Here is a 19,829-nt window from a genome sequence, read left to right as displayed (position 1 = left end):
TTTCATCCATGATTATTGATAAAGAAGAAATCCAGAAGAAAAAGAAAAAGCTGGACGATTGTAAAGCTTATCTTAAAAAAGAATTTATCGGAATAGATAAGATCATCGATGATATCATGGAATATATCCAGATCTGGTATCTGATGCCTGAAATTCTGACCCGCCCCGTAGTGATCAACCTATGGGGAATGACCGGAGTGGGAAAAACAGATCTGGTAAGGAAAATGGTTCGCTTTCTTGATTTTCAAAACCGTTTTGTGGAAATTGAATTAAGCAATACGGATGAAACATCATGGAGCAAAAGTGTTTCCGACATCTTACAAAGTAATGGGTTAAGCGATGAGAAGCCCAGCATTGCTCTTTTCGACGAAATCCAGCGTTTCAATACCATAGATCCGGACGGAATACCCGTTCCACAAACCAAATTCACAGATTTTTGGGAGCTTTTAAGTGATGGGCGTCTGAGTAAGAGAGAACGTGAAGATCTTGAGCATTATTTATTCTCATATCTCTTCCGTAAAAAAGAAAATGACAGACGAAAGCTGAACGGAGAAACAGAACTGGATGAAAATCCATATCTGAACCTATGGGATGCTAAGGAATTAAAGAAATACCTCAGCATGGAAGATGATGTGATGAGCATTATTGATATGAAAGAGGAAGACATGATTAAGCTTATCCGCAAAAAACAGAAGGAAAAGAAGATCTATGAGCCGGTGGATTACAGTAAAATGCTTATCATCATCAGTGGTAATCTGGATGAAGCTTTTCAAATGTCAAGGGAAACCAGTGAAGCAGATGTGGATGCCAATATTTATCATGCATTTACCAAAAAAATAACTGTAGTTGATATTAAAAATGCTTTAGCCAGAAAATTCCGTCCGGAACAGGTGGCCAGATTCGGGAATATTCATCTGATTTATTTTTCATTAAAAACCGAAGATTTTCATACACTGATTCAAAGGGAGATCAATAACCTGAAACATAGTACGAAAACGAAGTTCGGAGTTTCTTTAAAAATAAATAAGCCCATTAATGAGCTTATCTACAGAAACGGAGTATTTCCCGTTCAAGGAGTTCGTCCTGTATTCAGCAGCGTAGTAGATATTCTAGATACTAACCTCAGCAAGTTCCTTTTTGAAGCTATTATTCATGATGATAAGAATATCGAAATCAATTATCTTCAGGATGAAAAGATCATTACCGGAAAGATTGGTAACAGAATTATAGAGATTCCTTACCTGGGAAGAATTGACAGCATACGACAGGCTAACCAACAGGATGCTGTAGCCAACATCAGTGTTCATGAATGTGGACACGCAGTTTCTTATATGTTATACACGGGTTTTGCTCCACTACAGCTTAAAAGTAAGGTAGCCAGCAGTTATGCAGCCGGTTTTACTTTTCCACATCAGATTCATGATACCAAAGAAAGCCTTCTTAACAGAGTCAAAATCTACCTTGCCGGTGGTATTGCTGAAGAAATTATTTTTGGAGACCAGCACGCCAGCATTGGCAGAAGCCATGATAGGGAGCAGGCGACGATTTTAGCCATTGATTTTATCAGAAAATATGGCTTTGAAGAAGATTATCAGGCAGCTTATAATCTGGAAGCATATCCTCACCGCATGCAGCAGCACATCACAGACGTAAGAGTTGAAAAACTGATGCAGGAGCTTGTACAAAAAACAAGAGAAGACCTGATTCTACATCTTGATCTGCTTAAACATATGAGCAAAACCCTTAGCGAAAAAGGAAGTATGTCACCCAAAGAGATCTATGATATTGCAGTGAAACACCAGTTAGAAGTAAGTATTAAGGAAGAGGGATATCTGCATATTACCAATTATCATGACTTACTTACTATTTAGAGAATGTATCTATAGAAATGGTAAAAGTCATAAATAAATTCTAACCTTTTAGTTCAATCTGAAAGGTTTTTCTTTTTAAATTTATACTAGTAAAAATCGATTATCATGAAAAATTTACTTTATGCATCTACACTGCTTATGATCAGTGTATTTTCTCCTACGCTAAAAGCTCAGGCATCAGAACCTTTTTTAGGACAAATAGCTTTTGTCCCTTATACTTTCGCCCCAAAAAACTGGGCAGAATGTAATGGTCAAATTATGTCAATTGCCCAGAATCAAGCTCTTTTTTCTCTTTTAGGGACCACTTATGGTGGAAATGGTGTTACAACATTTGCTTTACCTGATATGAGAGGAAGGATGCTTGTACACAATGGACAGGCTCCCGGTGGACCTACCACTTACACGATGGGACAGATTGGCGGAGCTGAGAGCGTAACCTTAACAGTAACCCAAATGCCTGCCCACAACCACACCGTAAATGCAGTAACTACCGACGGGAACCAAAATGATCCTACCGGAAGCCTTCCTGCCAATACAAAAGTTTTGGATAAAGAATATTCTGACGCGGCAGGAAACACTACTATGAAAGCTACAATGCTGAACAACACCGGAGGAAACCAGGCTCACGAAAACAGGCCACCATTTATTACTCTGAAATGTATTATTGCATTAGCTGGAGTATTTCCATCACAAAACTAAAAACTATGAAATTTCTCTACTTACTATGTCTGGTGCTTGCAGGCTCAGCTTCAGCTCAGACAATTACTTTTAACGGATGTCATAATCTGTTTGAAGATCAGAATTTTACATTCAACAAAACAGGAGTAGATGCTTTTAATAAAAACATTTATATAACAACCCCAATCAATGATCAGCAGCCTTGCGGCGGATTGGGTAACTGTGAATTTAAAATACAGTGGAATAATGCGCTTACAAGATGGGAATTTCTTGGGGATGAAGGAAACGGAACTTTTACCACCCCTTATTTAATTTATTATAATTCAACGGGGAATAATTCTCTTTCTATACCTCCGGGCAATAATGCCGGAACCTGGATTGAAAATACGGCTGTAACAAACGGGGATTGCAGTGGAAATCTTACAGCTGGTAATTCTACAATGACCGGTGATGTACAGGGGCCTGCACTGGGAACACAGGAAGTTTCTAAAAGCAGAATTCAGATTTTCCCTAACCCTGTTTCGGATTATATTCAAATTTCAGGAATTAATGATGGAAAAATGATGCAGATTTACAATATTGACGGCCGTCTTATAAAATCTGAAGGATTTGATTCAAAAGTGAATGTTTCAGAACTTACTCCTGGGGCTTATGTATTAAAAATTACAACCCGGGGATTACAATCTCATGAATTTAAATTCATGAAAAATAAAAGGAAAATTTTTACAATTGAATAAAAAAAGACTGCCTTGTGATAAGGCAGTCTTTTATATGTTATGGATACTCTTTATAAAGAATAGTTAGGGGCTTCCTGAGTGATAATCACATCATGTGGGTGTGATTCTTTCAATCCGCTTCCTGTAATCATTACCAATTTGGAATCTTTCTGTAAAGTTTCAATATCTTTAGCTCCACAGTATCCCATACCGGCTCTTAAACCTCCAACTAACTGGAAAATAACTTCTTCCAATTTACCTTTACTTGGAACTCTTCCTTCAATTCCTTCCGGAACGAATTTTTTAGCTTCACTCTGGAAATATCTTTCTTTTCCACCTCTCTTCATAGCAGAAAGGCTTCCCATCCCTTGATATGTTTTGAATTTTCTACCTTGGAAAATAATTTCTTCACCCGGAGCTTCATCAGTTCCTGCTAAAAGAGATCCTAACATCACTGCTCCTGCTCCACTAGCAATTGCTTTTACGATATCTCCTGACAGTTTAATACCTCCGTCTGCAATTACTGCGATATTTTTAGTCTGAGCATATTCGTAAACGTTATAGATCGCTGATAATTGAGGAACTCCAACTCCAGCAACTACTCTTGTTGTACAAATAGAACCAGGACCAACACCTACTTTCAGAACGTTTGCACCAGCTTCAATAAGATCTTTTGCAGCTTCAGCGGTCACGATATTTCCACCAACGATATCCAGATCCGGATATACTTGTCTGATTTCTTTGATCTTATTTAAAACTCCAATAGAGTGTCCGTGAGCAGAATCAATACCAATGATATCAACTCCTGCTTTTACAAGAGCTTCGATTCTTTCCAATGTATCTTCACCAACTCCAACACCTGCACCAACGATTAACCTACCGTTTTGATCTTTGTTTGCATTTGGATATTCAAGCTGATTATCAATATCTTTAATGGTAATTAAACCAACCAATTTGTTTTCAGCATCTACAATAGGAAGTTTTTCAACTCTATTTTTAAGAAGAATTTCTTTTGCTTTCTCAAGATTGGTATTTTTATCAGAAGTGATCAGGTTATCTTTAGTCATGATCTCTTCAACCTTTACCTCAAGGTTTTCCTGATATTTTACGTCTCTGTTTGTGATAATTCCGATTAATACATTATTTGCATCAACCACTGGAAGGCCAGATATTTTATATTTAGCCATTAATTCTCTAGCTTCACCTAAAGTATGATCTTTTGAAAGCGTTACAGGATCAGAGATCATTCCGTTTTCGGAACGTTTCACACGGTTTACCTGTGCTGCCTGCTCAGCAATTGTCATGTTTTTGTGGATAAAGCCTAAACCTCCAACTCTTGCCAATGCAATTGCCAAATCTGCCTCTGTAACAGTGTCCATTGCAGCGGAAACTATCGGAACATTCAGCGTGATTTTGTCGGTAAGTCTTGATTTTAATGAAACCTGGTTAGGTAAAACTTCTGAATAAGAAGGGACTAGAAGAACGTCATCGAAAGTGATGGCTGTCTCTACAATTTTGTTATGAATAGACATCTTTACTTTCTTTGCAAAATTAGGTTATTTTTACGACATATGAAAATCATTTTTAATAGTTTAAATAAAAATTAATAATCAATAAGTTAAATCGAAAAACCGCCCTTTTTAAGAACGGTTTTCCTTCACAAAATAAATTTAGTATGTCCGAAACTACTTGTCTGATATCAATATTTTGAATAATAAAGCCTATTTCACCACATTTCCATTCTCATCCAGATTTTCAATATGGGTTTGGTTATTTTTATCTATATACAGTTTTAATCTCACTTTTCCTTTGGTGTCACGAATAAAAACACCTACATCTCCATCTGCTGTTTTTCCTGCAAAGAATCGTTCATTCGTTAATTTGCCCTGTTCTCTAAGCATTGCATAGGCTTTTTTACTTGCAACAGGGTCATTCATTTTTTTCAGAGAGTCTTCAAACTTAATGATATCCTCTAATGGAAAATTATCAGGGCGATCCCAGAGTTTTAAACCATAGACTCTTTTTTTATCTTTTCCAGCCTGTTCAAGATACTGCAGCTGCATAATCTGATCGGTATTTCTCTGATCTACGGAATACACCATCCCGGATTCTTTTTCATTAGCATCATATACAAGTCCTCCACATTCGTCTCCTAATGAATTAAAGAAAATCAGCCCGGCATCCCGTTCTCTCTGCTTCATATTTTTATGATTCACCATTCCCGGATGCTGACGTTCTTTATTGCTGATAACCATTTTCAATGTTCCGTCTTTTTCAACAATATTAATACGTTCTACATCTATTTCTTTAAAATGTTCAACAGAAGGATTGGACTTAAATGCCAATATAAAAAGCAAAATACAAACTACAGTAAGCGAAGCTGCATATATTTTCAAAATACGAACTTCTTTGATCAGCTTTTCCATATGAAGATTTTTAAATTGAAATCTAATTATTTATCAGAAACCGCATTAATCATTTTTGAAATATCATCAGGCGTAAAACTCCCCTTTACATCTACAAAAACTAGCTCTTTATCTGAATTTACAGTTATCAGCATATTCTTAATGGTCTCTCCATTTTGCTTTACCCGCAGATTTACGTTTTCTCCGTTGTGTTTGATGGTAGCCCAGTCTTCATAATTATTCTTATTCAGAAACTTAGCATAATCATTCAGCATTTCTTTGCTTCCGTTTTCTACGGTAAGAACCTTTATTTTGGAAACCTTTTTGATAAGGCTGATAAGTTCTTCACTTTCTCCGTCTTCTCTTAAAGCCTTCTTTATATATGGCTTTGCCAACAATAACGGTACATTAAAACTTGTAAACTTGGCATCCTTAAAATTATATCCGGAGTCTGAAAAAAAGTCCATATTAGGTTTTTCAGAAACAATACAGGACTGAAGGGCACCTACTACCAGAAGGGAAAAGAAAATAATTCTGAGTGTTTTCATGGTGATTATTTTTTAGTCCATTGGTCTTAGCAATCCTCCTGATGTCTTGCTGATGTTGGCATCTATTTCCGGTCTGCCTTTATATCTAACAGATCCTCCCGAAGACGCTCTCACTTTAAGTTTATCTGAAACATTTACGGTAAGGTTACCTCCTGAAGTTGCTTCCGTTTCAAGATAGGTGAACTTCAGATCATCTGCTTTGCATAATGCTCCGCTACTGATATCAATCGTTCCGGAATCTGCTTTTCCACTCAGACTGATATTAGAACCGCTTGAACTTTTAATTCCAATATTTCCAGCTGTGATACCTGCTCTGATATTTGATCCTGAAGAGACAGAAATATTAGCTGTATTTGAAATTTTGAAATCTCCGGTAATATTAGATCCTGATGATGCATCAATTCTCATATCTTTTTCCTGAATAGAATTTACAATTGTAAGATTTGAACCTGATGATGCCTCAACACTTTCCATTCTTGGAGAAGATACATTCACGCTTAGGTTTTTAAATCTCAGATTTCTTACTCCTTTGTTATCAATATAAATTTTCAAAACTCCATTTTCTACCTTAGTAATAATGTATTCTAATTTGTCTGAATCAGCAATCACTTTTACACTGGTTGGTTTTTCCTGTTTAAAAATTACGTTTACCCCTGTACTTACCTGAATTCCTGAAAACTCTCCTACATTTCTGGCTTCACCATTAAGGTAAGATGAATTACTATTTGAAGTTACATTACTTCTTGTATTGGAAATTGGGCTTTTTTTAGTCTCACTGGAGTTAATAATCTTACTTACATCATCCATAGACAATTTCCCATCAAGCATAACAAATATACTTTCTCCGCTTCCACCATCGATGCTTAGCAGCAGATCATCCAAAATACCATTTTTAGCTTCCGCAGAAAGGAATTTCACTTTAGCTCCTGCATTATTTACAGACATGATCTCATTATAGTTCAGATTCTTTAAATAAGAGGAGATATCTTTACTCAGCTGAGACATATTGGTTTGAATTTTACGTCCCTCAGCAGTATTTCCTTTTTCCGGATTTTCTGTAATCAGAATCTTAAGTCCGTTGATTTTTGACAATAACGGTTTGATCTGATCCAGCTGAGAATCATCAATATTAAGACTGCTGAGCATCCCGAACATAGGTTTAGCAATTTTAATAGAGGTTACTCCTTCTACTTCCTGATATTTGTCAAATAGCTGATCAAATTTATCTTTTTGTCCATATACATTAAAGAAATGGGAAAAAGCAAGAGCGAATATTATGAATAGTTTTTTCATGAGTCAATTTTTAATTTTTAAGTTAATGATAGCAGCTGTTGTTCTGATTAATAATCATCTTCTACCACCGTAGGCTGTGCCAATTTTTCACTAACGTTATTTGCAAATATCTGGAATGAGTATTTTGTTACATTAATAGCTTCTTCTACGTTATCAATTCTTTTCCCGTTTACAATGACGTAAGAATTTTCATAGCCTGTAGAATCTTTAGATTTATTATTTTTAAAAGAGAAATTATCAGCATATCTTGGCTTTTTTTCCTTTTTAAGCCTTCCTCTTTTCGGTAGGATTTCATCCATAACATCTTTTTCAGCTACATTATTCTCCTGGAAGATAGAATCTTTTTTAGCACCAGAAATGGAATCGGTATGATTTACTGCCACCTGTTCATTATGGTTATTATTTTCTTCAATAAAACCGGACTTCTGTTTCAGCACTTCATTTTTCACCAGACTTTCCTTATTCTGAACTCCTGTTCCAGAATTATTTTTAAGGAAAAATCCGATCCCGAAGACCAGCATCACACTGGCGGCCATCCAGAACCATTTGGGAAATGAGGGCTTTTTACTTTCCCCCAATGGAATAACAGGTGACGTATTTTCTTCAGGTTCCGCATTTTCTGTCTGCTGAAGAAAATCATCAAAGCTCCATTCCATTTTATCTTCCTTTATCTCCCGGAAGATTTCATCGTATTTATCTTGTAATTGATCTTTTTTCATAGCTCATCAGTTGTGAGATTTGTTCTTTTACTTTTTGTCTTGCCCGCATAAGGTTTACCCTTACTGCATTTTCCTCCATTTCCAGCATTTCAGAAATTTCGGAAACATCGTACTCTTCTACATCTTTCAAGTGGATTACCAACTTCTGTTTTTCGGGGAGCTGATTGATAAATCCTACAATATGTTCCTTAAGGTTATCAACTTCCATACTGTAAAGCTCAGACCGGTGAAGCTGCATATCCGCAAAGCCTATCCTCACATCGTGATGCTTCAGGCGGTTCAGACATTCGTTCCGGACTGACTTCAGCGCATAGGATTTTAAGTTCCCAAACTGCTCAAGTTCGTCCCTCTTCTGCCAGAATTTCATCATGATATCCTGCACTACATCTTCTGCCTCATCACTACTCATGACGAATCGCTTCGCAAAACGATACATCTCGTCTTTGAGAATAAACACCGTATTCTTGAAAGTTTCTTGGGTCATGAGTTTTGTTTCTTATAGGTAAGACAACCAGTCTTTACAATCTATTACATCAAAAATAAAAAAACTTTGAAAAATTTTGAATTTTTATTTTCAACAGATTCCTAATAGATTATATCTTTTTATAAAAGTATTAATTTACTCAGTATTCACCATTGTTTACCAACATACATTTCTCATATTTGAGAATTAATAGGGAATTTTTATATTTGCTCATGAAAAAAATATTATTGATTCTCATTTCTTTTTTATTTTCAATTTTTAAATCTCAGTCTTCAACGGAAAGCGTACCTATCTCTTATACAAATTCTCCTAATTCAAAGTTCAATCTTAAATCTATCTCTTACGATGAAACTTTCCCGACATTAAGAGGAGAATCTATTATAACATATAATCATGAATATGAAAGTTTAGGTGTTAGGAAAACCTACTACAAAATTAATAGATCTTTTGATTTATATAATGACTATCCCTTTTTTCTAGCGATTAGTAATGATGGCAGAAAAATAGTTTACATTAAAAATCGAACGTATTTTAAAGATGAAGAGCATAAAAATGTAACATACTATTTAGATGGGAATCTTGTACAATCATATGATACGGATGAATTTATAAATTGTAATAAGGACAAAGAAAAATGTGAAATGTTCTATGAGAATACCAATAGTATATTAGACTATCGGAAAAGCACATCGACTGTGAAAGTCTACAAAGATAATATAAGTGATAAAGAAAGATTTCTTAATCGAAATTTCGTCTTTAACAAAAATGATACAATCTATATCGTAGACTCCAGAAAGATGGTCACTTTATTTGATCTAAATACCAATAGGATCTTAAAAACAAAAATTGATTTTGATTCTCTATATCCAAAAGTAAAAAATATTGAAAGTATTAAAAGCCAGATTTCATATTATAAATATCCTTATAAATATATTAATGACATTCAAAATAATGTAAGTAATGAAAAATTGTCTGAAACAATAAGCAAATTTTCAGGATTAAAATTTATTTCTATAGATGATGCAACCTATCCTAAATATAAACTAAATGAAGTACAAATAACAGGTTATTTAAACAGAAATGGAAAATTTGAAATTGAAATTTTTAAAGCCGATGAGGCATTCAACTATAAGAAAATAAAGGATTATTTGGAAACCACAATTTTTATGACAGATTTTATTCCTAAAGAGGTTGACAGAATTTATTTAGGACATTTTTTTGGAGGCTATAGAAGTTTTGACGATAAAATCGCAGAGATAGAAACTATAAAGGAAAAAAACAGACAAAAAGAAGAATTCAAGAAACGTCTTACACTAGAAAAAATTAATGATATATACATTCCTAAAAATCTTTATGAATGTATGAGGGAGTTAGATAAAACATTAAATTTTGAAAGTAAAAAAAAGCTAAAAGAAGCCGAAAATTCTTTTGAATATAGTTCTCATTTGGGCGGACTTGGAATGTGGATAAGAAATAATTGGGGAATAAATGGAGGTTCCAGGCTATTAAAATATTTTAATGATCGTGGGGTTGGTAAAGAAATATATGGAAACGAAACTATTTCAGGTTTAATTATCGAAGAATATATTAAATGGTTGAAAGGAGACAAAGATTCTTGGGAAAAATGGGAAAATATACATCCTATTAAAAAATAAAACCTCAGAAGATTCTGAGGTTTTTATATTCCATTTTAATACGTTTCAAAAACATGTTTCAAAATCGCTTTATCTTCTTCTGTTAAAGCTACTTTTCTTCTGGTCATTGCCCTTTCTGCTACTTCATAGACCTTATCTAATCTGAATCTTTCATCATCTTTTAAGCCACCCCATGAAAAGTTTTCCACAAGGTTGGGTGGAAAACCAGGTTTGAAGATATTGGAGGCAACTCCAATTACTGTTCCGGTATTTAGTTGCGTATTGATAGCCGTTTTGGAATGATCTCCCATAATAAGGCCTGCAAACTGTAAACCTGTATCTTCAAAAGCTTTGGTTCTGTAATTCCATAGCTTTACATGGCTGTAATTATTTTTAAGGTTAGAAGAATTGGTATCTGCACCAAAGTTACACCACTCTCCTATTACAGAATTTCCTACAAATCCTTCATGTCCTTTACTGGTATACCCAAAGATCACAATATTATTTACTTCTCCACCCACTTTACAATGTGGACCTACAGTAGTTGCACCATAAATTTTAGATCCTAAATTAAATTTAGAATCATCTCCGAGAGCAATAGGTCCTCGAAGATTACAACCTTCCATTACTTCTGCATTTTTACCGATATAGATCTTTCCGGTTTTGGTGTTGATTGTAGAAAATTCAATTGAAGCGCCTTCTTCAATAAACAGGTCTTTTTTATCTCCTAAAAATCCGTTTGTAGAAGATAGTTCCTGAGAAGTTCTTCCTTTAGTAAGCAAATCAAAATCGAAATTAATAGCGTGATGATTATAAGTAAAAAGATCGGTTGGTTTTTTAAAGAAAATAAGGTCTTCTTTAATATCTGTCATCTTTTCAATCTGGTGAAGGGAAAACCCTTTCATATTGATTCTTGCTGCAACCAATTCATCTTCATATACCAAAGCTTCACCTTGCTTAAGATCTTTGATCTGTTGAATAACAGCTTCTGTAGGAATAAAGTTCGGCACTATAAAAAGACTTTCCTTTTCTTCCGGTGTTTTAAATTTATCCTGAAGATACATTTCTGTAAAATAAGAAACCTCTGTATTCTCCAGAATTTTCTGCCATCTTTCAGAGAAAGTAAGGATTCCGCATCGCATGGCTGCAACTGGTCTGGTAAAGGTAAGCGGAAGAAAATCTTCCCAATATTGTGCGTCTGAAAATACTAACTGCATTTTTTATTTTTTAGTTGGAGATTTTATACTCCAGAAGTTACATTTGATTGATAAGTCTGTTTCAAACAAAAATACAAAAAGATAGGAGAAGTTGGGAGAGAAGAGAAAAGATAATAGACGGATAGATGATAGACAAGGAATGGAAGACTAAATATCTAGCTGATAGTTTCTTTATAAGAGTGATAAATTCTAAATACAAAAAAGCCTCCCAAAAATTGGAAGGCTTTTATATTGTGAGTATACAAAAATTACTTAGCGAATTTTTTGTATTTGTTCATGAACTTATCAACTCTACCTGCAGTGTCAACTAGTTTCACTTTACCAGTGTAGAAAGGGTGAGAAGTTGAAGAGATTTCCATTTTGATTAGAGGATACTCTTGTCCTTCGAACTCGATAGTGTCTTTTGTTTCTGCAGTAGATTTGCAAAGAAACACCTCGTCGTTACTCATATCTTTGAAAACAACAAGTCTATAATTTTCTGGGTGGATTCCGTTTTTCATAATGCTATTTTTAAAAAATTAAAGTTTGCTTTCGAAATAGTAATGGATATTTCTCTGCTAATTTTAGGTTGCAAAAGTACAACTTTTTTTCTAATATCCAAATACTGGATTCAATATTTTTTTCTTGATAAGAAATTCAAAGTATTTTCGTTAAATTTGGAACTTACTAAACATTAATTTCAATGAAATTCAAATTATTACTGGCTTTTTCTTTCTGGATGCTCCTGGTAGCAGTATCATGTAATAAGGATGATATTACTTTTGATGCTCCTTCACAACAGCTGAGGTTTTCAAGAGACACCGTATTCTGTGATACGGTTTATCATCAGGTACGTTCAGAAACCTATGTAGTAAAAGTATATAATAATGAAGATAAGGATATTCTGATCCCAAGGGTAAATCTTGAGAAAGGAGCTACATCATTATACAGAATTAATGTGGATGGAAAACCGGGATATGATTTTAAAGATGTTCCGCTAAGAAAAAAAGACAGTCTCTATATATATGTAGAGATTGCTCCTCAGGCAACAGGACCAGAGGCTATTGCTGAAGATAAAGTAGTTTTCTCCGGACCTGCCGGACAGCAGCATGTTACTTTGTTCTCGGTAGTTCAGGATGCTGAGTTTTTTATTCAGACTCCAACTAATCCTAATATCATTACAAGTTCTACAACATGGACTAATAATAAAGCGAAGATTATCTACGGGAATCTTACGCTGGATAAGAATGTAACACTGGATATAGATCCCGGTACAAAGGTATATTTCCATAAAAACAGTGGGATGAAAGTCTCTTCTGATGCTGTTTTAAATATCAACGGAGCTCTGGATAAACAGGTTATTCTTCGTGGTGACAGAAATGATCCTTATTATGATACGATTTCTAAAAACTGGAATTCTATCAAAATGGAACCTAATTCTATTCTGAATATGAACCACGCAAGACTATTCGGAGGAACAAGAGGTCTTGAAATGAAGCAGACCACAGCCAATATTTCCAACTCTTTCATCCATACTTTCTTTGAATATGGACTGTATGCTGTAAATTCTACTGTTACTGCCAACAATTTAGTAATGAACAACTGTGGTTTATCATGTATCGGTATTTTCAAAGGTGGAAAACACAACTATACCCATGCTACGATTGCCAACTATTCTAAATCGATGCAAAGCTTTGACAGAAAAGGAATTTTTGCAACGAATGAATGGAAAAATGATGCCGGACAATCAGAACAAGCAGCTTTACAACAGTTTAATTTAAGAAACAGCATTGTGTATTCTGACAGGGATAATGCAGTTCAGTTTGAACAGACACCAGGGCAGCAATTTGAATATTTAATTCAAAACTGTTTATTAAAGTATTCAGGTACATCTGAAGCAGGTTTTGCCTTCGATAATAATGTAAATGTAGTACAGAGTATCAAAAATACAGATCCTCAGTTCATGAACTATTTCATGGCCAAAATGAACCTAAGAGTAAAAACCACTTCTCCGGCTAAAGGAAAAGGAAATGTTACCGTAGCAGGAAATGTACCATTTGATATTGTGAATGAACCAAGAACCACTAATCCTACTATCGGAGCTTATCAATAATGGAAATCACTCAATTACAACAGCAGGTTGACGAATGGATTAAAACCATCGGTGTAAGATATTTTAATGAACTCACCAATATGGCGATGCTTACTGAAGAAGTGGGTGAAGTAGCCAGAATCATTGCCAGAAGATACGGGGAGCAGAGCGAAAAGGAAAGCGACAAAAGCAAGGATCTTGGTGAAGAGCTGGCCGATGTACTGTTTGTAACCTTATGCCTGGCAAACCAAACAGGAGTAAATCTACAGGATGCCTTTGACAGAAAAATGAAGATCAAAACAGATCGCGATAAAGATCGGCATCAGAATAATGAAAAATTAAAATAAGATTCCTTTGCTCAGATTTCAAATACAGATAAAAAGATTTGAAATCTGACCTAAGGTTTAAATATGAAGAAATAATGAAGAAGTTAGAAAAATCAACATTAATCGGAAATAAAACAGTACAGATCAGCGGTTCGAAAAGTATTTCGAATCGTTTATTGATTCTGGAAAGTCTGTTCAGCAATATAAAAATCGGGAATTTATCCAATTCCCAGGATACGCAACTGCTTAAAAAAGCTTTATCTGAGATTACGGATGTGGTGGATATTCACCATGCAGGAACAGCTATGCGCTTTCTTACGTCCTACTACTCCATCCAGGAAGGAAAGACAACGATCCTTACCGGTTCCGGGAGAATGAAGGAGAGACCTATTAAAAATTTGGTAAGTGCCCTGAAAGATCTTGGTGCTGAAATCGAATATATGGAAAATGAAGGTTTTCCACCTTTGAAAATTACAGGAAAAAAAATTACACAGACTTCTGTAAATGTTCCGGCGAATATTTCCAGCCAATTTATCACTTCCTTGCTTCTTATCGCAGGAAAACTTGAAAATGGTCTTGAGATTAATCTTGTAGGAGAAGTTACTTCAAGGTCTTATATTGAAATGACACTTGATATCCTGACAAGATTTGGAATTAACAACAGTTTTGAAGGCAATACTATTAAAGTAGAACCTTTCACTTCCAATAATGAAGATACAAAAAGCTATGAAGTGGAAAGTGACTGGAGCTCTGCTTCCTATTTCTACTCGATCTGTGCATTGGGAAGAGAAACCATTCATCTGAAAAGCTTTTACAAAGAATCTACTCAAGGGGATTCTGCCATTGCAAAAATTTATGAAGATTTCTTCGGGATTAAAACAACATACTCTGAAGCTGAGCACCAACTTACTTTGGAACCTCAGCCTGATTTTTCTTTCCCTGAAAAAATCATCCTGGATATGAACAACTGTCCGGATATTGCACAAACCCTTTGTGTAACAGCTGCTGCATTGAAAATTCCTTTTGAAATTTCGGGATTGGGAACGTTAAGGGTAAAGGAAACAGACAGACTTCAGGCTTTATATAATGAACTGAAAAAATTGGGTACTGAAACAGAAATCACTGATCTAACCATTAACTCTGTGAGTTTCGGAGAACCGGAAGATCATATTTCAATCAAGACGTATCAGGATCACAGAATGGCGATGAGTTTTGCTCCTTACTGCCTGATTGGGGAACTTACTATTGAAGATGAAGATGTAGTGGAAAAATCTTATCCAATGTTCTGGGAAGATCTTTCCAGCGTAATGACGAGATAATTTGAAAATCTGAAAATGCAGTAATTTGAAAATGGGTTAATCACCTTATTTCAAATTACTGCATCTATATAAAACATCATAGCCATGAAATATTTATTCTTACTCTTATTCTCTATTCCTTCTGTTCTTTGGTCACAATATCTAAGATCTAATGAAGAAGTTATTTATTCCTTTGATACCAAAGCCGGAAAGAAATTGGTATTGGTAAAAGACAAAGGGAATGAATATATTCAGTATCGATTCGGGAGTAAAGACCGTGTAGAAATGGAATTTCCTTCAGAACGAAATAAAGAAAGCTGGAAACAGTTCAGGTATAAATCCTATCACAGAGGTGGCGGAAAACAAAATGCAGGAATGGATTTAGAATATCTTACCTTTTTAAATAAGGGTTACAGTTATACACTTTTCAAATCTTACTATGCTGAAGATAGCTCCCATTCTACAGGAATTACAGTCATAGACAACAAAGGAAAGTCAACTGATATTACAGGAATTTACAAGAGTATCAAAGGCTGCCTTTGTAACCTGGAAGATATAGAATTGATTGAGAAAGACGACTCCGGTCTGTAATTTTACCACTCTCATGAAGAAACTTCTTTCTCTTATTACCATTTTTCTTATCACAGGTGTGTATGCTCAAAGCCTGAAGAATTTTTCCGTACCAAAAGGTTATAAAAAAGTAACTGAAGTAAAAGGAGATTTGGATAAAGATGGAAAAGATGAAACTGTTCTTGTATTTGATACAGACAAAACAGCATCCGATGATGAAAGACCTTCAGGAAAAAAAGATTATAAAAGAGTTTTCTATATTCTAAAAAACGAACAGGGCCAATTTAAGACCTGGAAAGAAAATTTTACTCTACTTAATTCAAGCGGACTGGGATTTTATCCTGAGGATAATATTCTTGATATTAAAATAAAAAACAACTGTCTGGTAGTGGAACAACGTTTTTCTACCAATTCAAGGCATACCCAGACAACTAAACATACTTTCAGATTCCAAAACGGAGATTTTTACCTGATAGGCTCCTATGATAATTTTGCAGATACCTGTGAATTTGATATTACCCATGAAATTAATTTCTCTACAGGCAAAGTAATTATAGACAGAGAATATTCATCATGTGATGATGATGCGAAAGTACCTGAAAACTTTCATAAGGAATTCGTCCATAAACTTAAAGTTCTTATTAAAATGAATGATTACAGAATGGGAGAACACAAGTTCAAAATTCCGGGCTTGAAGGAAGATTTTGTTTTTTAAGAAGGAAGTGGGATGATGGAGGCTGGAGGTTATATCCAGCAAAAACTCTCCTAATCCTTTGTTTCGGTATTAAATTTACAAAAAAAGAAGCCCATTCCCTTTCCGGTTTAAAGCTCCTCCCTCTTCCATCATTCAGCTTCCCGCCTCACCACACAACAACTTAATCATCTTTTAAAGTTAAATTAACTCCTGGTTGCCAGACATATTCTTAATTTTAAATACAATTAAAAAATAAACTATGTTCAAGCACCAAATTAAACATGTAAAAAACTTTACGCTTAGTATAGCGACTGCAACCGTTTTCTTTTCCTGTTCGGAAGGAGTGGTAGAAAGAGATTCCGGTGAAGCAGGTCTTACTTCTGTTAATAAAGCAAGCTATAAAATGGCAGCAGCCGTTCCTGTACAAATGAACAGCTGGATGGCTGGCCTGCAGGATAACATTTCACTTTCAAAAATTTCAATTCCCGGTACCCATGACTCCGGAGCGCGTATAGATGCTCCCGTAGTATCAGGTACAGCGAAAACACAAGACCTCAGCATTGCTGAGCAGCTGAATGCAGGAGTCCGATTCCTGGATATCCGCTGCAGACATATTGATAATTCATTTACCATCCATCATGGGGCTATTTATCAGAATTTAAATTTTGATGATGTTTGAATGCCTGCTATGCGTTTCTTGAAAGCCATCCGTCTGAAACCATCATCATGTCTGTAAAAGAAGAACATGATGCTTCTAATACAACAAGATCTTTCGAGAGTACTTTTGATTCCTATATTCAAAAGAATCCTTCAAAATGGGATCTGGGAACCAATATTCCTACTCTTGGAGAGGTAAGAGGAAAGATCAGGCTACTCAGAAGATTTTCAGCAGGAACAGCAAAAGGAATTAATGCCACTTCATGGGCAGACAATACAACTTTTGAAATCAATAATCCAGGGGTACAACTTAAGGTTCAAGATTATTATAAGGTAACTAATAATGATGATAAATGGAACGGAATTTCCAATCTTTTCAATGAAGCTAAAAACAGCAATAGCAACAGACTTTTCATCAATTTCACGAGTGGTTATAAACCGGGAATATTCGGAATTCCGAGCATTCCTACCGTTTCCAACGCTATCAACCCGAAACTTAAAACGTTCTTCCAAAGCAATACAAAGGGACCTTATGGGATTATGCCTGTTGATTTTGTAAATGCAGAATTGGCAGAACTGATCGTAAAAACCAATTTCTAGTGTAGTTAGATATAAATTGTCACCATGAAGCTGTCTCTCTTTTTGAGGCAGCTTTTTTTGTTCTCGCAGATTACGCGGATTACGCAGATTTTAAATCAGTGAGAGAATAACAAATAAAAATGTCGCCTTTCGTAAAGGCGACATATATTTTAAAAATAAATATCCTACTATTTTTCAATGCCGTAAGCAGCCATAATTTTGTTGAAAATTTCTGTATTTTCAAATAGTCCTGTAAACTCTTTGGAATTTGGTCCATAGGCAAAAACACTTGACGGAATAGAGGTATGGTCATTGGTACTGAAGTTTCCAAATATCCAACCGTCTTTCAAACTTCCATCCAAAAGCGTTAAACCACCTGTCTCGTGATCTCCCACTACTACAACCAATGTTTCTTTGTTTTCATCTGCAAATTTCATTGCTTTTCCTACCACATGATCAAAATCCAGTAACTCAGTAACCAGTTGTTCTATATTATTACTGTGTCCGCCGCCATCGGTTTGGGAAGCTTCCACCATCATAAAGAATCCTTTTTTATTATTTTTCAGATCATTTAAAGTCAGATCGAAAGCATCTGCCAGCCAGTTTCCTCTTCCGTTGGTTATTCTCTGTGAAGCTAAAGGATCAATAATCAATGTTCTGTTATTTAGTTTTACTGCTGATTTCAGGCTGTTATAAATATCCACTTTGGCTTCTTTCAATTTTTGTTCAGTTTCCTGAGTCAATCCACTGGTTGGGCCACCAATAAGAATTTTAGCTTTAGAAGCGGCAAAATCTTTCAGGATAGGTTCGGAGCTGTTTCTGTTATCAGAATGGGCATAAAAATCTGCTGGTGTTGCATCGGTTACATCACCGGTAGAGATTAATCCGGATACCAGTCCTTTAGAAGCAATAATATCAGGGATCTGGGCCAGGGCTTTTCCCATATCATCGACACCCACAAATGTATTTTTAGTCTTTATCCCGGTTGAAAATGCTGTAGATCCCGGTGCTGAATCGGTAATATAAGCATTGGATGAATTGGTTTTGGATAATCCTGTAGACTTCATATTGAACACATTCAGCTTTCCTTTATTGGCTGTAAAGGCTGCATAATATTGTGGTAAGGAAGTTCCGTCCGGAATCAGAAGAATTACATTTTTTACTTTTTTGCTGATACCATCCGTTTTATAAGTTGGAGTGTAAGTAGTATATTCTTTGGTATTTTTATAGAAATTCCTTGGAATGGTATTCATGAATTTTTTAAGATCCGGAATATGATCTGTATTGATATAATCCACTCCCATATCCATCAGGTTTACCCAGGCATTAGGAAAATCAGGGGCACCGTAGAAACGCATAGGTTTTTGTTGAGCGTGTGCTTTATCCACTGCTTTTTTGATCTTCTCTGTTTCTTCATCTCTTGGAATTCCTTTTCCATTCCATTTTACGAGTTCCGGTAAATCTGCACTGAACATTCCAATCCTTTTTAACTGATCGGAAGAATACCCCTTGCTTAGATCTCCATCAAAATAAAGATAGTTGGGATAATTTTTAAAATCAGCAGACTCAGGTCTTCCGCCTGTAATCACTATTTTCACTCCTGAATTACCGGTAATTTCAGGATATTTTTTCAATGTATTGACTAATGCCGCCAGTGTTGTCTTATAATCCTGCTTAATATCAATCAACAGCTGTAGCTTTTTACTCGTATCCTTATAAATATTCCCTTTGTTCAGTTTGATCTGTTTTGAAATATTATCCAGATAAAGATTTTCCAGTGTTCTGTCTGCAGAAAGCTCTTTTTCTGTATGAGCTACCCAAAGCTTACCTTTTACCAGGAAAACATCTGCTTCAATAGAACCAAAATTGGCATAATATGCCTGCCAAAAAGGGATTTCCTGCATATAATCATTATGAGAATGGGCATTCCCTACATTATAATTCAGATAGTTCTGTGCCTGATTTTCAGAAAAAATGGCAAGAGCCAACAAGCCCAATATTTTTGATAGTTTCATTGTTCAATTTTTATTATTGTATAGATTGATAGAATTGCATTCTACCTACCCTTT

At 35.2% G+C, this 19,829-nt stretch carries 20 protein-coding genes; 11 read left to right on the top strand and 9 right to left on the bottom strand.

Annotated features, from left to right (window positions below):
- Positions 1 to 8 precede the first annotated feature (8 nt).
- The 3 genes from BOQ64_RS05645 (at position 9) to BOQ64_RS05635 (ending at position 3,286) form a co-directional block, all read left to right on the top strand.
- Complete coding sequence (locus tag BOQ64_RS05645) at positions 9 to 1,871, top strand: AAA family ATPase (protein ID WP_129055847.1); 1,863 nt, start codon at positions 9 to 11, stop codon at positions 1,869 to 1,871.
- A 105-nt stretch (positions 1,872 to 1,976) separates the two neighbouring features.
- Complete coding sequence (locus BOQ64_RS05640) at positions 1,977 to 2,570, top strand: phage tail protein (protein WP_129054098.1); 594 nt, start codon at positions 1,977 to 1,979, stop codon at positions 2,568 to 2,570.
- 5 nt (positions 2,571 to 2,575) lie between these two features.
- Complete coding sequence (locus BOQ64_RS05635) at positions 2,576 to 3,286, top strand: T9SS type A sorting domain-containing protein (RefSeq protein WP_129054096.1); 711 nt, start codon at positions 2,576 to 2,578, stop codon at positions 3,284 to 3,286.
- Between the two features lie 50 nt (positions 3,287 to 3,336).
- On the opposite strand, the gene guaB is transcribed toward BOQ64_RS05635, so the two are convergent.
- The 6 genes from guaB to BOQ64_RS05605 form a co-directional block, all read right to left on the bottom strand.
- Positions 3,337 to 4,797 carry an IMP dehydrogenase gene (gene guaB, locus BOQ64_RS05630; RefSeq protein ID WP_129054094.1) on the bottom strand — a complete coding sequence of 487 codons (1,461 nt, stop codon included), beginning with the start codon at positions 4,795 to 4,797 and terminating at the stop codon, positions 3,337 to 3,339.
- Between the two features lie 189 nt (positions 4,798 to 4,986).
- Complete coding sequence (locus BOQ64_RS05625) at positions 4,987 to 5,691, bottom strand: hypothetical protein (RefSeq protein ID WP_129054092.1); 705 nt, start codon at positions 5,689 to 5,691, stop codon at positions 4,987 to 4,989.
- A gap of 26 nt (positions 5,692 to 5,717) precedes the next feature.
- Complete coding sequence (locus BOQ64_RS05620) at positions 5,718 to 6,218, bottom strand: DUF4252 domain-containing protein (protein ID WP_129054090.1); 501 nt, start codon at positions 6,216 to 6,218, stop codon at positions 5,718 to 5,720.
- A 12-nt stretch (positions 6,219 to 6,230) separates the two neighbouring features.
- Positions 6,231 to 7,511, bottom strand: coding sequence for a DUF4252 domain-containing protein (locus tag BOQ64_RS05615; RefSeq protein WP_129054088.1), 1,281 nt, complete (start codon positions 7,509 to 7,511; stop codon positions 6,231 to 6,233).
- A 47-nt stretch (positions 7,512 to 7,558) separates the two neighbouring features.
- Positions 7,559 to 8,230 (bottom strand): hypothetical protein, encoded by a 672-nt coding sequence (locus BOQ64_RS05610; protein WP_185147065.1) that lies wholly within the window; start codon positions 8,228 to 8,230, stop codon positions 7,559 to 7,561.
- Positions 8,205 to 8,714 carry an RNA polymerase sigma factor gene (locus tag BOQ64_RS05605; protein WP_129054087.1) on the bottom strand — a complete coding sequence of 170 codons (510 nt, stop codon included), beginning with the start codon at positions 8,712 to 8,714 and terminating at the stop codon, positions 8,205 to 8,207. The genes BOQ64_RS05610 and BOQ64_RS05605 overlap by 26 nt, the downstream gene beginning before the upstream one ends.
- A gap of 212 nt (positions 8,715 to 8,926) precedes the next feature.
- On the opposite strand from BOQ64_RS05605, the gene BOQ64_RS05600 reads away from it, so the two are divergent.
- Positions 8,927 to 10,369 (top strand): DUF6794 domain-containing protein, encoded by a 1,443-nt coding sequence (locus BOQ64_RS05600; protein WP_129059658.1) that lies wholly within the window; start codon positions 8,927 to 8,929, stop codon positions 10,367 to 10,369.
- 35 nt (positions 10,370 to 10,404) lie between these two features.
- Here BOQ64_RS05600 and BOQ64_RS05595 read toward each other — a convergent pair whose 3' ends face one another.
- Entirely contained in the window at positions 10,405 to 11,565 is a 1,161-nt protein-coding gene (locus BOQ64_RS05595; RefSeq protein WP_129054083.1) for a putative sugar nucleotidyl transferase, read from the bottom strand.
- 248 nt (positions 11,566 to 11,813) lie between these two features.
- Positions 11,814 to 12,065 carry a type B 50S ribosomal protein L31 gene (locus BOQ64_RS05590; RefSeq protein ID WP_027375398.1) on the bottom strand — a complete coding sequence of 84 codons (252 nt, stop codon included), beginning with the start codon at positions 12,063 to 12,065 and terminating at the stop codon, positions 11,814 to 11,816.
- A gap of 182 nt (positions 12,066 to 12,247) precedes the next feature.
- Here BOQ64_RS05590 and BOQ64_RS05585 point away from each other — a divergent pair, with 182 nt between their 5' ends.
- The 7 genes from BOQ64_RS05585 to BOQ64_RS23730 all read left to right on the top strand — a co-directional run bounded on the left by BOQ64_RS05585 (position 12,248) and on the right by BOQ64_RS23730 (position 17,781).
- A complete protein-coding gene (locus tag BOQ64_RS05585; RefSeq protein WP_129054081.1) occupies positions 12,248 to 13,657 on the top strand; it encodes a hypothetical protein in 1,410 nt (469 codons plus the stop codon).
- On the top strand, positions 13,657 to 13,983 hold the full coding sequence (locus BOQ64_RS05580; RefSeq protein WP_065395382.1) for a nucleotide pyrophosphohydrolase: 327 nt from the start codon (positions 13,657 to 13,659) through the stop codon (positions 13,981 to 13,983). Before BOQ64_RS05585 ends, BOQ64_RS05580 begins: the two co-directional genes overlap by 1 nt.
- 74 nt (positions 13,984 to 14,057) lie before the next feature.
- A complete protein-coding gene (locus BOQ64_RS05575) occupies positions 14,058 to 15,281 on the top strand; it encodes a 3-phosphoshikimate 1-carboxyvinyltransferase (protein ID WP_129054079.1) in 1,224 nt (407 codons plus the stop codon).
- Positions 15,282 to 15,365: 84 nt separating this feature from the next.
- A complete protein-coding gene (locus tag BOQ64_RS05570; protein ID WP_129054077.1) occupies positions 15,366 to 15,851 on the top strand; it encodes a hypothetical protein in 486 nt (161 codons plus the stop codon).
- 13 nt (positions 15,852 to 15,864) lie between these two features.
- Positions 15,865 to 16,545 carry a hypothetical protein gene (locus tag BOQ64_RS05565; RefSeq protein ID WP_129054075.1) on the top strand — a complete coding sequence of 227 codons (681 nt, stop codon included), beginning with the start codon at positions 15,865 to 15,867 and terminating at the stop codon, positions 16,543 to 16,545.
- A 238-nt stretch (positions 16,546 to 16,783) separates the two neighbouring features.
- Complete coding sequence (locus BOQ64_RS23735) at positions 16,784 to 17,203, top strand: hypothetical protein (RefSeq protein ID WP_228448230.1); 420 nt, start codon at positions 16,784 to 16,786, stop codon at positions 17,201 to 17,203.
- On the top strand, positions 17,200 to 17,781 hold the full coding sequence (locus BOQ64_RS23730) for a hypothetical protein (RefSeq protein WP_228448228.1): 582 nt from the start codon (positions 17,200 to 17,202) through the stop codon (positions 17,779 to 17,781). The genes BOQ64_RS23735 and BOQ64_RS23730 overlap by 4 nt, the downstream gene beginning before the upstream one ends.
- A 167-nt stretch (positions 17,782 to 17,948) precedes the next feature.
- Here the strand turns inward: BOQ64_RS23730 and BOQ64_RS05555 are convergent, their stop codons facing one another.
- Entirely contained in the window at positions 17,949 to 19,775 is a 1,827-nt protein-coding gene (locus tag BOQ64_RS05555; RefSeq protein WP_129054073.1) for an alkaline phosphatase, read from the bottom strand.
- Positions 19,776 to 19,829 lie beyond the last annotated feature (54 nt).

Source organism: Chryseobacterium sp. CH25 (assembly GCF_004119455.1).
Lineage (GTDB): Bacteria > Bacteroidota > Bacteroidia > Flavobacteriales > Weeksellaceae > Chryseobacterium.
The sequence above is the reverse complement of the archived record's forward strand: the minus strand, read 5'-3'. Positions and strand labels throughout refer to the sequence as shown.

What these genes read in the sequence shown, in the direction of transcription:
- BOQ64_RS05625 (WP_129054092.1), bottom strand. Translation starts at nt 5,691, where the DNA reads ATGGAAAAGCTGATCAAAGAAGTTCGTATTTTGAAAATATATGCAGCT.
- BOQ64_RS05615 (WP_129054088.1), bottom strand. Translation starts at nt 7,511, where the DNA reads ATGAAAAAACTATTCATAATATTCGCTCTTGCTTTTTCCCATTTCTTT.
- BOQ64_RS05645 (WP_129055847.1), top strand. Translation starts at nt 9, where the DNA reads ATGATTATTGATAAAGAAGAAATCCAGAAGAAAAAGAAAAAGCTGGAC.
- guaB (WP_129054094.1), bottom strand. Translation starts at nt 4,797, where the DNA reads ATGTCTATTCATAACAAAATTGTAGAGACAGCCATCACTTTCGATGAC.
- BOQ64_RS05640 (WP_129054098.1), top strand. Translation starts at nt 1,977, where the DNA reads ATGAAAAATTTACTTTATGCATCTACACTGCTTATGATCAGTGTATTT.
- BOQ64_RS05635 (WP_129054096.1), top strand. Translation starts at nt 2,576, where the DNA reads ATGAAATTTCTCTACTTACTATGTCTGGTGCTTGCAGGCTCAGCTTCA.
- BOQ64_RS05555 (WP_129054073.1), bottom strand. Translation starts at nt 19,775, where the DNA reads ATGAAACTATCAAAAATATTGGGCTTGTTGGCTCTTGCCATTTTTTCT.
- BOQ64_RS23735 (WP_228448230.1), top strand. Translation starts at nt 16,784, where the DNA reads ATGTTCAAGCACCAAATTAAACATGTAAAAAACTTTACGCTTAGTATA.
- BOQ64_RS05595 (WP_129054083.1), bottom strand. Translation starts at nt 11,565, where the DNA reads ATGCAGTTAGTATTTTCAGACGCACAATATTGGGAAGATTTTCTTCCG.
- BOQ64_RS05600 (WP_129059658.1), top strand. Translation starts at nt 8,927, where the DNA reads ATGAAAAAAATATTATTGATTCTCATTTCTTTTTTATTTTCAATTTTT.
- BOQ64_RS05565 (WP_129054075.1), top strand. Translation starts at nt 15,865, where the DNA reads ATGAAGAAACTTCTTTCTCTTATTACCATTTTTCTTATCACAGGTGTG.
- BOQ64_RS05620 (WP_129054090.1), bottom strand. Translation starts at nt 6,218, where the DNA reads ATGAAAACACTCAGAATTATTTTCTTTTCCCTTCTGGTAGTAGGTGCC.
- BOQ64_RS05575 (WP_129054079.1), top strand. Translation starts at nt 14,058, where the DNA reads ATGAAGAAGTTAGAAAAATCAACATTAATCGGAAATAAAACAGTACAG.
- BOQ64_RS05580 (WP_065395382.1), top strand. Translation starts at nt 13,657, where the DNA reads ATGGAAATCACTCAATTACAACAGCAGGTTGACGAATGGATTAAAACC.
- BOQ64_RS05610 (WP_185147065.1), bottom strand. Translation starts at nt 8,230, where the DNA reads ATGAAAAAAGATCAATTACAAGATAAATACGATGAAATCTTCCGGGAG.
- BOQ64_RS05590 (WP_027375398.1), bottom strand. Translation starts at nt 12,065, where the DNA reads ATGAAAAACGGAATCCACCCAGAAAATTATAGACTTGTTGTTTTCAAA.
- BOQ64_RS05605 (WP_129054087.1), bottom strand. Translation starts at nt 8,714, where the DNA reads ATGACCCAAGAAACTTTCAAGAATACGGTGTTTATTCTCAAAGACGAG.
- BOQ64_RS05570 (WP_129054077.1), top strand. Translation starts at nt 15,366, where the DNA reads ATGAAATATTTATTCTTACTCTTATTCTCTATTCCTTCTGTTCTTTGG.
- BOQ64_RS05585 (WP_129054081.1), top strand. Translation starts at nt 12,248, where the DNA reads ATGAAATTCAAATTATTACTGGCTTTTTCTTTCTGGATGCTCCTGGTA.